A 12456-nucleotide genomic window follows, 5' to 3' on the forward strand; every position below is an offset into this window, starting at 1 on the left:
CGTCTGCTCAAGCGGACGTCTCCAGAGTCACTTTCAAGTAGCGTCTGACCTTGTCGAGATCGAGTGCCCGAATCCGCAAGTCCGGTGAGCCAGATAGCATCCGCACCACAAACAACTCCCCGGCCTCGTGAAACGAGGCGTACCGCTCCTTGGCAATTTCCAGCCCGGTCTCTCCTGCCACTCGCAAGCCGTCGATATGCGCTTCCAGCCTCTCGATCAGCCGCGCAAGCCGCTCCTCGTCCATTTCGGGGTTTTCGTCCGGATGGAGCAGATGATAGTCGTAGACCGTCCACAGGAATGCCGCCATTTCAGCATGCTGGCGGACGATTTCGCGAAGAACAGGTGCGGCAGGCATCAGTTGAGGTTCACCGATCCGCCACGAATTCGGTTGGCGGCGCTGGCGTGGCTGGTCACATAGGTGCCGCGTATGGTGATATGGCCGTCCTTTTCCATGATGATCGTGGCCTTGCCGCAACGAAGCTCAATACGCTCCTCGCCGGTGATCCGCACGCGCTCGCCGTCGCGAACGACATGTGGCGACGAAGACTTGCGCGCCGGCTCCACGATCTGGCCGACAATCAGTGGCCGCATCGCCTCTCCGCCTTCAAAGAGCAGCGCCACCTCAGCACCGATCATTGCCGATGTGAGGTCGGCCAAGCTGCGCGCAGGCAACGCGGTGTCACGGGGGTTGCCGGGAAAGACGACCAGCGGCACGCCGGCATCGAACCCCAACAACACTCCGATCACCACCCCTTCTATACGTTCCCGAGTCTCGGCCATCTGACTGCCCCTCAATTGTGAGTGATCTTACTGCCTTTCCACGTGACTTCGCTTGAAGCCTTGCCATTGAACTTGCCTTTGGCGTTGACAGAAATATCCTTGCCTTCGATCGTAATCGTGCCATCCTTTTTCATTGAAATGGCCGCAGAGCCGCACTTGATGACGACTGAGTCACCGGCGTCAATCAGCAGATCTTTTCCGATCTTGATCAGCCCGTCCTCACCGACCTCGAGCGCGCTGCCTTTCGCAACTTTCACAACGCGGGCACCGCTGATCTCCGTAGCATCGTCCTCCCCGATCTTCGCGGTGCGTGTCTTGGCGATCTGGCTTGTCTGCCCACCGCCAATGCCGATGCTCTGGTCAGTGCCGACATCCCAGCTGTCGGAAGTTCCGATGTCATGGCTTTGGCTGATAGCGACGCTTACCGACCTGGTCGCGCCGATGGTGTTCATCTGAGCGGCTCCCACCGTTCTGGTCTCTGCGGCCCCGACCGTATCGATCCGCGCCGCACCCACGACGACCGTCTGGACGATGCCGACTGTCTGCGTGTGGTTGGAGCCGATCGTCTCGGTGGAGTTCGCGCCGATGCCAATCGTCTCGTCTGCGCCAACGGTAAGTGAGCGATTGATGCCCACCGTCTCGGTGTCGTTGGAACCGATATTGACCGTGCGGTCGACGCCTACCTTTGTCGTCTTGTTGTTGCCGACGTCCTCATCGAGGTTCACGCCGACGGAATGCTTTGCATTATTGTCGATGCGGTCGGACTGGTCGTGCTGGACTAACTTGCCGCGGTCGTTCTTGATCAGCAGGTTGTGGTCCTTCTGCGCCTGGAAATAAACCTCTTCCGATCCGGCCTTGTCCTCGAAGCGCATTTCGTTCCAACCGCCGCCGCCCGGCGACGAATTCGTCTTCAACCCCGATTGGGTGGCATTTCCCGGCAGCTCGTAGGGCGGCATCTCCTTGCCGTTATAAACCCTGCCGGTGATAATCGGCCGGTCCGGATCCCCCTCGAGGAAGTCCACGATCACTTCCTGGCCGATACGCGGGATCTGGATGAAGCCCCACCCGGCTCCGCCCCAGGTTTGCGAAACCCGTACGAAGCAGGAACTGTTCTGGTCCTTTTTGCCGAGGCGATCCCAGTGAAACTGCACCTTCACCCGCGCATACTTGTCGGTGAAGATTTCCTCCCCTGAAGGACCGACCACCGTCGCGGTTTGCGGCCCCCGCATGATTGGACGAGGCGTGATACGCTGCGGCCGGTAGATGATGGAGGTTGGAGCGACCTGAAGTGCCGCGTGGAAGGTTTCCTCCCCTGCATAACCAGCCGGGCGGTAACCGGGGTCGAACAGGCGATATTCGGCGCGCAGGACAACATGCTCCGTGTTCTGGTCCTTCCGCCGGAAGTTTTCCAGTTTGAAGGTGCAGCCTGAAGCCAGCCCCCGCACAGTACCGCCGGCGGTGATACGCTGATGCGCCGCCTGTATTTCCTCGCGTCTCACCAAGGCCACAGCGTCGCCGCGGCCCACATTCAAATGGGCACCTGGATGGCGGTAGTGCTCTCCCTGTGATTCTGCGTGAGAAAAGGGCTGTGTCGACTGCGCCATGAGGTCGGCGCCCGGCTTGGTGAAATCATAGTCCGTGTGGGCGTAGGCGCCCGGGTGAACGGAACTGGTTGCCACCCATTGCGTGATATATTCCTGGTCCCGCCGCACAGGGTCACCTTCCGCGCGGAACTTGACTGTCGTATAGCCCGGCGCCGGCTTCAGCTTGTTCATGGCGTCGGCGAGGATGAGCGTGTGCTCTCCGTCGCCATACTCGAAAAAATACATGATGCCTTCGTGCTCGAGCAGGCGCTGCACGAAGTCCAGGTCGGTTTCGTCATACTGCACGCAGTATTCCCTCGCCTCATAGGATCCTTGCAGCCGCTTTTCAAACTTCGCCGGCTTATATTTCGAGAATATCTGCTCGACGATTTCCACGACACTCATGTTCTGAAAGATACGGCAGTCAGTGGTGTTGGCGAGCAGCCAGAGCCACGGTCGCAGCTCCGCCTCGTAATAAGCAAAGCCTTCCTCGATCCGCGTCAGGCGGAAGTCTGAAACGAGCCCGCTGAACCACCGCTTGGGATCTCCGGCCTCGCCCTCAACCGAAATTGGCTTTCCAAGCAGTTTGAGCGCGTCGACGTTTTCGTCGGAACTGACGAAACCGACGGTGAAGGCAAAACACCGGCTTATCTCGTCATGGCCAATGAGGTGCGTAAATGTCAGCGTCGCGGGCCCAAGCGGCGTCTGGACGGTTGTCTTGCGTTCTTCAGCCATTCGGAGAGTGCCCCTGTCTCGTGACGCTGGCATTCCTGTATCATGAGCCTAGCACAAAGACCCGCCACCTCGAAAGCCGCATCGGCGTTGCCGAGGCCATACTCTCCGGACGAAGTACCGACGGGGATTGGGTTTTTTACGCGGTCACGCGATGATACCGATCKGCCATCATCACCCAGGCTTTTGCACGGATCGGAATTGGGCGGAGTGCTTTGTGCCTCCATGGATCCGGTCTTGACATACGTAGGCCCGAGCTCGCATGGCGCCATAAAGCCACTCTTTCAGCCCTAATCCTTTTCCCTAGGCGAAGCCGCAAAAATTGCATTACTATGGACGCTGTATTCTTGCCGTTCATCAGGACAACGAAGTCAACAATCTGGGCTTACCTGCCATGACGCAAAGAAGTTCGTGCCTTCGGCCGCAATGGATTTTTTTGATCCCGCTGTTGGTGCTGTTTTTAACGGCGTTCTCGCAGATGGCCCATGCGGAGCGTAAAGCCGCTATCGTGGTCGGGAACGGCGAATACGAATTTGCGCCTTTATCGAATCCAAAAAACGATTCCAAGCTGATTGCCGCAACGCTTACCGAGCTTGGCTTCGATGTCCTGCTCTTCTACGACGTCAAGAAAGCCGCCGTCGGCGATCTCGAGAATGCAATCCGCAGCCACCTGGTCGGTGCCGATCTTTCCATTCTCTATTATGCGGGACACGCGCTACAGCACGAGGGACGAAGCTTGCTGCTACCCGTCGATGTACGGACGGGGTCTGCCAAGGAGGTTATCGATGACGCCATCGCCCTCAATGATCTCATAGACCTCGTCAAGAACGATCCAGTCGGCGTCAAACTGATCATTCTGGACGCTTGCCGCAACAACCCGCTCACCACCGAAAAAGGACTGCAACAGGGCCTCGCCAACATGGAGGCCGGCGCCGGTCAGGTTCTCATTGCCTTCGCTACCGGCGCCGGCGAAGTCGCCTATGACGGCACTGGCGCAAACAGCCCTTATTCTTTGGCGCTCGCCAATGCACTTCAGCAGCCGGGTCTCGACATCTACGACACGTTCAGAACAGTGCGGGGAGACGTGCGCCTGGCCACCAACGGATCGCAGATCCCGTGGATCACGGGATCGATCGAAACCAAATTCGTCCTGAAGCCGGCAGGCAGCGAGAAACCCGCACCCGTGGTTGCGGGCGGTGACGGGGCACTGACGATCGATCAGGTTCTCTGGTATTTCATTCAAGACAGCGCGGATCCAACGGATTTCGAACGTTTTGCCAAGGCGTTTCCGAACAGCACGCTAGCCGCGGAGGCGGTCAAGCGTAGCAGCCTTGAGGTTGCCGAGCTGCAGCAGCGTGGTCTGTTCGTCAGCGGCGCACTTGCCGCCACCCCGATTTCCACCGAGCCGCCACCCTCCAATGAGGCCAATGCAGCTGCTGGGGCGGAGTTTGTCTTTCAGCAGGCAGGCGAGCGCGCCGTGAGTGAGACTTTTCGAATCTGGCCGCGCAAGATGCCTGACACACAAAGCGGCATGAAGTCTCTCGTTACGGATTGCGACCTGTACGCAGCCGATCCGAACGATCCTCAACGCGTGGTACCGGGCGTCACGAACGGGCTGGTGAACATCCGCGACGGGCTACGCTCCTGCGGCTACGCGCTGGCGGCGGACCCCAACAATCCACGCCTGCAGTTCCAGTTGGCCCGCGTCCTCGAAATAGCCAAGCGCTATGACTGGGCGGAACATTTCTACCAACTTGCCGCCACGCAGCAATACAGCGCTGCACTCGTCAATCTCGGATACATGGCCCGTGCCGGCATAGGCCGCGAGGTCGACTACAAGCGGGCTCTCGATTTCTACATGCAGGCGGCACCGCTCGGAAATCTTAGAGCGAGGACGAATGTAGGAACCGCCTACATACGCGGCCAAGGCGTCCCACAGAATCCCGAAGAGGGAATCCTGTGGTACCGACTAGCGGCATCCAGCGGCTGGTCGAATGCAATCACTGCGCTCGGCGACAGCTTCCGGCGCGGCATCGGAGTGAAGAAGGATGATGTTGAAGCGACAAGGCTTTATGCCGCGGCGGCAGATGCCGGCCAGATCGACGCCATGACCAATCTGGGCCGTGCCTATGTCGGCGGCCTGGGCGTCGAGAAGGATGTCAAACGGGGCTTTGATCTGATGATCCGCGCCACGGAAATGGGTAACCAATACGCGCCTCTCTATGCAGCTCGCATTCTCGTCAAAGGCGAGGGCAAGGTTCGTCCCGATGCCAATCGCGCACTTTCCCTGCTGGAACTGTCGGCACGCCGAGGCTTCGAGGACGCCTATCTTGAGCTCGCCAAGGGTTACGCTGCGGGCAGCTTTGCCCGCGGAAAGCCAGATTTGAGGAAAGCATATTTCAACGCGACACTCGCCACACGTTTCAAAGTCGAAGAGGCGGAAGGAACAAAGACCTCGGTGGGCGAGAAGCTAGACGCTGCTTCACGAGAGGAAATCGAGAAAGATGTCGAACTATTCGTTCAGCAGAATGGGCTTTGAGAGCCCGGTGGTAGGGTCATAGTGACATAATTGCACGGAACGCGGGGATGGCATTGCGCTGGATTGTCGAAAGAATTGGCCGGCTCTTGCGTTTCGGGAGGTCGAAGGGCGCCGTCAGGATCGTCGATCCCGCCGCCGCCGGGGACAGTCTTCACTACGTCCTGCGAGACCCAGTTGACGAAGCCAAACCCAGAAGCCTTATTTCCGTCCTCGGTGCCATGCCCGCTAATCTCGCCGAGATTCTTGATACTGCCGTCGAAGCTTGTAGGGCTAATGGCGAATTTCCAGTTATCGTTCTGTCAGAACTGCGTCCCGACCTGACTGCTGCAAGTTCTGCCCCTTTGGAATTTGTCCCAACCCGCAGCCACCTGCCATCACTTTCCCCCGAAATTTATGGCAGATACTCGCGCAGGCGCTGGTCATTGATCATTGCGAAATGGGATATCGCTAGTGAAATCACAATCTCATCGACCATCGAGGAGTTTCTTGCCGATCAGCTCGGCGCGGATGTTTCCATGAGCTCACATTCGAGCAATCGCGGCATGCAGGGGTCGGTCAGCGCGGATGCTGAAGACAAGCTGCTCGACCGCTTTCGCGGCCATGGCGGCTCCATTAACGAAATTCAGGCGCCCCAGACGCCGGCGAACCTCGGTGCGGAAGGCATCTGATAGCGCCAGGTCGAGCGTTGTCGTCACACGATCCGACTCCGAGTATCGCAAGCAAAGACCCAGGCCCGCAGTTTGGGCATAAACGGCGCGAAGTTGCTGATCGTCCATTTCCGGCGCCTGGTTGGGCACGAAGATCGAGGGGATCCCTCCCAGGATGCTCTCATGGAAGCTGTTGTACCCCGCGGTGGTGACAAGAAGATCGATCGCGCTGGCGCACTCAGCCAAGGGGTAAACGCTTGTGCGCAAAACGCTCGGCCATTCCTGCTTGGGAGGTGGCGCCAACGGATTGAGGACCTGTACCGTCTGCACATTCCGTCTGGCCAGATCGGCGAAGATCAGACTGGGGAGATCCTCCAGGTCGAAATTTCGTTGCGACCCCAGTTGTACAGCAACCGTGAACCGGTCCGGGTTGACGCCAAGCTTGGCGGCAGCTTCTCTCCTGGGCAGGCCCGAACCGGGATCCAACAGAAGCACAGGGGGAACAGCAACTGCCCCGGGCATATCGCGGGTCGGACCATGGTCTTCGTCATGCGCAAATTCGCCTGGTTCGATCACCATGTCGAATATGTCCTGGAGGCCCGGCTCGAAATTGTGGGAAAGACGCCACAACGCACGCCGGATCCAGATCCAGGCGAGGTCGCGTCGGCATTCGGCAACGGCAATTAACCCTGGAAACGGCCTGTTTCCATCAAACACCACCGCCGAGGCATCAAACGCCTCGACTGCCGTCACCAGCTCCTGCGCATAAGCCCTGTTCCAGCTTTCATCCGTTACGCCGATTGCCAAACCGGAAGGCGTATAGTCAACAGCATGACCTCGCGCATGGGCCAACGCGGATCCGGCCGATCGAGTAAAGAATATCGGATCCATATCATCGGGCAGCCGCTCTGCGATCGCCATCAGTCGTGTGATATGACCGAGCCCGATGCCGTTTGTCGCGACAAGAAGCACTCGGCGCTTCTTGCCTACACGTCGCGGGGCGGATTCAGGCGTCACACTTTCGGCAGTCTTGCCAGGTGAACAACTGCTGCCCACGGTCCGGCTATTTTCCAGCCAAGAAGGTCTGCGAAGCTCAAGATCATCATAGAGGCGTGCCATGCGTTGCGGATATTGATCGATCGCAAATTTCCTTCGGACAAGCTCCTTGGCGGCATTTGATTGTTGGAGATAGGTCGAAGGAGAGGCAATGAGGCGCTCGATGACGCTTCGCGTTTCTGCAATGTTGCAGTAGACCGCGCCATCTTCGAACAGGCTTTCAAATGAAGGGTCAAGCACTGTCACCAAGCCGCTGGCCATTGCTTCTGCGATACATACCCCGAAGGCTTCCACCCATTGCCGGCTGTGAAAATAGACATAGAAATCAAGGCGTCTGAGAAAGTCTGGGACGCTGTTTCGCGCGAATGGACTGATCTGCCAGTTCGAGCCGATCCACGGCTGGATTGGCTCTGGGACACCGCCCAACACCTTGATGGCGAAATTGGGTGCGTCGGGGTAAGCAGCGCGCAGGTCATCTGCAGAACTGGGCCATTTCGCCGGGTCTCCCCTCGTATGGCGTCCCAAACTCGCGATACCTGCCGGAGCTGATCGCTCGGGTAACGCCCATTCAGCGGCGTCGACCATATTATACAAATCGTGTCGGAGAAGCGGGGGGCTTTCGGTCCCAATACTGTTGAACTGTGACCGGACCTTTGGCCCGACAGGAGCGAACGCGACTGGCACACCAAAGAGCCTGTCCAAGACACGTCCCACGACCGTCAGATCGTATTGCGGAACTCGATTGCCGTCGAACAGAGGATGATGAACCACGCAAACGACGCGGCGAGGTCTTATGCGCACTGGCGAACTCGGCATACGCTCGAACACTGCAGGATGGTGAGCCAGAAGAATGTCGCACGTTGCCTCTTCCGACCCTGTTAGCCAGACGGCATTCGATTGTTCAATTGTGGCGGCCATGCGAGTGTCGAAGACGCCTAACTCGCGGGTGCGCTGTCCGAGGAAGGGCAATAGCCCACAGCTCACTTCCCACTGTCTCGCCGCCTTGAGCTCGGCTCTCAGTGCGCTCGACGTACCGCCAAGAAATCGTGGGTCGGCAGCATGAACAACGTCAAAATGCATCAGCCAACCCCGAGATTATTTGCTGCACCCGGAATACCCTACCCTCAAATGAGCTTGAACCCTGTTTCAAATACCCTGATGCAGCGAGACATTTCCACCGCACTGCTCGCAGCCTCCCGAGGCAGAGAACAGAACGGGCGCTAATAGGCTGATCCGCGGCCCCAGCCCCGTTCGGATTGGGTGTCCAACTTCCGTACTGCAACAGGTTGCCGTTGAACCCCCTTCTTCATCCTTTCGACCGCCAAGTTGCCGTAGCAACTGCGAGGGTGCTTTGCGAGGAAAGCCTGATAGGATTGACGCGTGTTCAGCTTTTGTGCCCGGCGCCAATCGGCAGATTCAGCTCGACTCGGCGGCGCACTTTGACAGTTACGGGCATTAGTTGGCGCAAAGGGTGGGTACGTCCAGGACGGCACGCATGCCGTCAAAAAGACCGAGAAAAGGACGGAAACACGTTTCAGCATGCGAGACGCTCCAATCCGGGATTTAGGCTAAAAACCTACAAGGAAGAGTAGAATAACTGTCGCCAAATAACAAGCTCCGCAATTCGCACCGACGTCCACGCGCCATCCTTTGCGACGAGAAAACTATTTCAGTAGCTCCGAGCTTACGGGCACAAGCTTTCTCGATTAACGCCGTCAAACATCGTTCCTATAGGGCCGGTGAAACCGGCCCGGAGCGCAGTCGCGAATGGCAGTGCCGGGGCGCGGCACTCTCGTGTCGCGGTTCCTTTATAACAACTGAAGCCTATGTGCCTGCCCATGACTGCCCAACAGAGGATCTAGTATGACTGAAAATAGCTCCGCCAATAATTTCCCTCCCGGGTACGAGCTGCCAAAGGTATGGCATTGGGAAAAAGGCAACGGCGGACAGTTTGCCAACATTAACAGGCCCATTGCCGGCCCCACCCACGATAAGCTTCTGCCTGTCGGAACGCATCCCCTGCAACTCTACTCTCTAGCAACTCCGAATGGCGTGAAGGTCACTATCATGCTGGAGGAACTGCTTGCGCTCGGCCGCAGCGGAGCGGAATACGATGCGTGGCTCATTAGGATCGGCGATGGCGACCAGTTCGGTTCCGGCTTTGTGGAGGTTAATCCAAACTCGAAGATTCCAGCACTGATGGACCGTTCTACACCTGAGCCGACACGGGTGTTCGAAAGCGGATCCATACTTCTTTATCTGGCAAGGAAATTTGACGCCCTGATACCACAAGAGCACAAGGCGCAGACGGAGACGATGAATTGGCTGTTCTGGCAAATGGCCTCGGCGCCCTACCTTGGCGGCGGCTTCGGCCATTTTTACGCCTACGCTCCAATGCATATCAAATATGCCATTGATCGTTTTTCGATGGAGGTGAAGCGTCAGCTTGACGTGTTGGACCGTCATCTTGAAGGCAACCGGTTCATGGCGGGCGACGAATACTCGATTGCGGATATCGCAATCTGGCCCTGGTACGGGAACCTCGCGCAAGGAAAGGCTTACGGCGACTCCGGAACCTTCCTTGATGTTGAGAACTATAAGAATCTGCAGCGCTGGACTGCTGAGATCGCAAACCGGCCGGCGGTCAAGCGCGGCCGCATGGTCAACCGGATCAATGGCGATCCTTCAGAACAACTCCATGAACGACACGATGCCTCCGACTTCGAAACGCAAACACAGGATAAGGTAGGCTAGAGGCAGAGGGGCCGTCTTACTCGGTTGGTTGCGAAGGTTTCGGCTGCAGGCGCACGTCAAACCTGCCGATCTTGTTCCTGCGCTTCCAGCCGTGCCCTTCGAAGTCGCTCGCTTTTTTCTTCCCTCTCTCGGCGCTCTTCCTCCACACTCTGGCGAGCGAGGCGCGTCGTTTCTTCGAAAGCATCGAGCCGTTGCTGCCTGCTCGACCTCGAGGATTTTCTGTTGCCGTGCCCTGTCATTTCCATTCTCCTCGCGAGGGGCGTCGTGTCATTCGCACTCCTGAGCCGCGTCCGATGGTATCTAATCGTGCATACATCAGTTGCAGCGCAGGATGCTCGCGCGCCGGTGAATGGATTTTCACCTGCTCTTGTCTGCGCGAGAAAAGAGAAACGTTCTGCTTCACAAACCGTTCAGTGCAGCACCGTACGAGCGCTTTGACTGCGAGATAGGGCGTTCCATCTCGATGAAAATGGCCGCTGTCGAATTCCTCAACCTCGATGAGGCAGCTATGTTCCACGTTCTGATGAGATGTTTGCGGCATTCAGGTCATCGGTGCCAAATGTCATTCGCATTTCATGTGCCGGCTCGGGCCAAGACAGCGATAAAGCGCTTCACCGGCTTTTGACGAATGCAACACAATACCCGTTCAACCGCGGCTTTTCAAATACGCAACAGCCTTGGACATCAGCTTCGTGGCAACGCCCAATCCTCTAAACTCCTGCTCGACCCAGAACCAGAACCACGTAACGCCCATCGCCTCGATCTCGAGGATCCAGCGATCTCCGGTCCTTGGATTGCGATGCGTCGCACTCCTATCGACGCAATTGTCGTCATCAAACTTACCGACGGGTCGGCGTCGGGGCAACCGAGCAACAGTCCAGCGTCAACGCCCAGCGGAAGCGTCGTTAGCCTCGTCCAGGCAGCAACAATCGAAGGAACCGAAGAAGTTGGAAATGGAGATCATTTCGGCTCTGATAGCCACATGCTTGTTGAGGCTGCCAATCACCTCCTGTGCCAACGGGATCAATGGTTTCGGGGGTGATGCAGCAAGTACTGTCACTGACGCAGAACGCCGTGTCGGCAACCCCGCAGCGCGCTAACAAAAGAGGCTCGCCACGAGATACCTGCGGCGAGCCCTTAGCATGTGATGTTGCGCCACGATAACCTACCCGTGACAAATGAAAATCTGACATATAAAGATTAAGCAACTACTAAAATGCAAGCGGGACAAAGTGTTTATGCTCTGCGGCTGAGATCGACCCATCAACCTTAAAAACCACGACGTTCGCGGGGTCCTCACAGCTTCAGGCTTTTCGGCCACACCTCAGCCTGGATGTAGATCCATTTCAAGTTGCAAACCATTTTCAATGGGCGGCTCCCCAACCGGGCCGGGTCATGCGCGCGCCCTTACGGCGGCTGCCTCACTGAGGCCGTCGCCAGACGCCAGGCTGAGGCTTGGGTTTCATTTCCGCTGACCCGCTGATCTGGACCGTATTACGCGACGCGGTATGCCAACCCAAGGCACAAGCCAGAGATGAAAAGTATCAATGCGATTGCGAACTTCGTTCGATCAATGAAGGCATGGAACGACGCCTCGGGAGGCGCTCCGTCGATACTGTCGACGGGTGTCTCCTCTTCTTGTTTTTCAGGATCGCCCTCTAATGGCCGCAGGTCGCACGGAATATCGGCAGTTGAAACGACGACCCGTCTCACGCTGGCCTCATCAAACTTCACAGAAAAGGAAATCTCCTTGCTCTCTTTGATCGTCAGCAAGGCTTTCCGAGCGGCGGCCTCCTCGTTTTCGGCTTCGACAAGTGACGTGTGCATCACGAGATAATGCGGCATTCGATCCCTCTTGCTGTACTGTTCGACGGTGATCGGCAACTCCACCTGCCACGTCAAGCGCTAGAGCGTGATAAAGTGTGCCCCTGACCCAAAATCCGGTTCCACGCCAGAGCGGGTCGAGAATGAAAGATCATTGCGCCTGCCTCGGATGGACTACGGTGCGCTACCTATCGGCGGCCAATGCCGTCGAGGCTTCTCCAGCGTGCTAAGCTTTTAGGTGCTCCCGTCGAAACATCATTTCTTTTCTGCCCCAACCAAGAGCCCAAGACGCTTCGCCAACATATGCGCATCGGCAGGCGCTCGAACTTTAACGTCGTTGTCGAAATAGAGGTAAACATCCCGCCCCTTTTTGGACGGGGAAAGCGGCGCGGTAATCCGTTCCGCGTCAACGGGCTCTTCGCCGCGGGCCCATGCAGTAACCCGCTCCGCCCACGTTTTCAAAGCGTCATCGTAAGAAACGATAAGAGGAAGCTTCCCGCACGCCCATCCACTTTCCGGGCCTGCGAAATATGCGCATCAC

At 57.6% G+C, this 12456-nt stretch carries 9 protein-coding genes; 2 read left to right on the top strand and 7 right to left on the bottom strand.

Features of this window, described 5'->3' with window-relative positions:
• Nucleotides 1–7: 7 nt before the first annotated feature.
• From AC1DE4_RS08685 to AC1DE4_RS08695, 3 genes are read right to left on the bottom strand one after another with little or no spacing between them, the layout of a single operon-like run.
• Nucleotides 8–355 carry a hypothetical protein gene (locus tag AC1DE4_RS08685; RefSeq protein ID WP_025659197.1) on the bottom strand — a complete coding sequence of 116 codons (348 nt, stop codon included), beginning with the start codon at nt 353–355 and terminating at the stop codon, nt 8–10.
• Nucleotides 355–780 (bottom strand): DUF6484 domain-containing protein, encoded by a 426-nt coding sequence (locus tag AC1DE4_RS08690; protein ID WP_025659198.1) that lies wholly within the window; start codon nt 778–780, stop codon nt 355–357. Before AC1DE4_RS08690 ends, AC1DE4_RS08685 begins: the two co-directional genes overlap by 1 nt.
• A gap of 11 nt (nt 781–791) precedes the next feature.
• A complete protein-coding gene (locus AC1DE4_RS08695) occupies nt 792–3098 on the bottom strand; it encodes a type VI secretion system Vgr family protein (RefSeq protein WP_477881000.1) in 2307 nt (768 codons plus the stop codon).
• Between the two features lie 391 nt (nt 3099–3489).
• Between AC1DE4_RS08695 and AC1DE4_RS08700 the strand changes: the two genes are divergently transcribed.
• Entirely contained in the window at nt 3490–5634 is a 2145-nt protein-coding gene (locus AC1DE4_RS08700) for a caspase family protein (protein ID WP_477881002.1), read from the top strand.
• A 521-nt stretch (nt 5635–6155) separates the two neighbouring features.
• Here the strand turns inward: AC1DE4_RS08700 and AC1DE4_RS08705 are convergent.
• Nucleotides 6156–8417 (bottom strand): glycosyltransferase, encoded by a 2262-nt coding sequence (locus tag AC1DE4_RS08705; protein WP_477881004.1) that lies wholly within the window; start codon nt 8415–8417, stop codon nt 6156–6158.
• Nucleotides 8418–9200: 783 nt separating this feature from the next.
• Between AC1DE4_RS08705 and yghU the strand changes: the two genes are divergently transcribed.
• The gene (gene yghU / locus AC1DE4_RS08710) at nt 9201–10091 is read left to right on the top strand and encodes a glutathione-dependent disulfide-bond oxidoreductase (protein WP_477881006.1); all 891 of its coding nucleotides are present in this window, start codon (nt 9201–9203) and stop codon (nt 10089–10091) included.
• A gap of 646 nt (nt 10092–10737) precedes the next feature.
• On the opposite strand, the gene AC1DE4_RS08715 is transcribed toward yghU, so the two are convergent.
• From AC1DE4_RS08715 to AC1DE4_RS08725, 3 genes are all read right to left on the bottom strand, one after another.
• Complete coding sequence (locus AC1DE4_RS08715; RefSeq protein WP_409564065.1) at nt 10738–10845, bottom strand: GNAT family N-acetyltransferase; 108 nt, start codon at nt 10843–10845, stop codon at nt 10738–10740.
• Nucleotides 10846–11585: 740 nt separating this feature from the next.
• Complete coding sequence (locus AC1DE4_RS08720) at nt 11586–11936, bottom strand: hypothetical protein (protein ID WP_477881008.1); 351 nt, start codon at nt 11934–11936, stop codon at nt 11586–11588.
• Between the two features lie 234 nt (nt 11937–12170).
• Entirely contained in the window at nt 12171–12377 is a 207-nt protein-coding gene (locus AC1DE4_RS08725; RefSeq protein ID WP_477881010.1) for a DUF72 domain-containing protein, read from the bottom strand.
• Nucleotides 12378–12456: the final 79 nt, after the last annotated feature.

This window comes from Rhizobium sp. 10N414, assembly GCF_056394785.1.

Coding starts and splice junctions, on each gene's coding strand:
- AC1DE4_RS08700 (WP_477881002.1), top strand. CDS start 3,490: ATGACGCAAAGAAGTTCGTGCCTTCGGCCGCAATGGATTTTTTTGATC.
- AC1DE4_RS08685 (WP_025659197.1), bottom strand. CDS start 355: ATGCCTGCCGCACCTGTTCTTCGCGAAATCGTCCGCCAGCATGCTGAA.
- AC1DE4_RS08695 (WP_477881000.1), bottom strand. CDS start 3,098: ATGGCTGAAGAACGCAAGACAACCGTCCAGACGCCGCTTGGGCCCGCG.
- AC1DE4_RS08715 (WP_409564065.1), bottom strand. CDS start 10,845: ATGGGCGTTACGTGGTTCTGGTTCTGGGTCGAGCAGGAGTTTAGAGGA.
- AC1DE4_RS08705 (WP_477881004.1), bottom strand. CDS start 8,417: ATGCATTTTGACGTTGTTCATGCTGCCGACCCACGATTTCTTGGCGGT.
- yghU (WP_477881006.1), top strand. CDS start 9,201: ATGACTGAAAATAGCTCCGCCAATAATTTCCCTCCCGGGTACGAGCTG.
- AC1DE4_RS08720 (WP_477881008.1), bottom strand. CDS start 11,936: ATGCCGCATTATCTCGTGATGCACACGTCACTTGTCGAAGCCGAAAAC.
- AC1DE4_RS08690 (WP_025659198.1), bottom strand. CDS start 780: ATGGCCGAGACTCGGGAACGTATAGAAGGGGTGGTGATCGGAGTGTTG.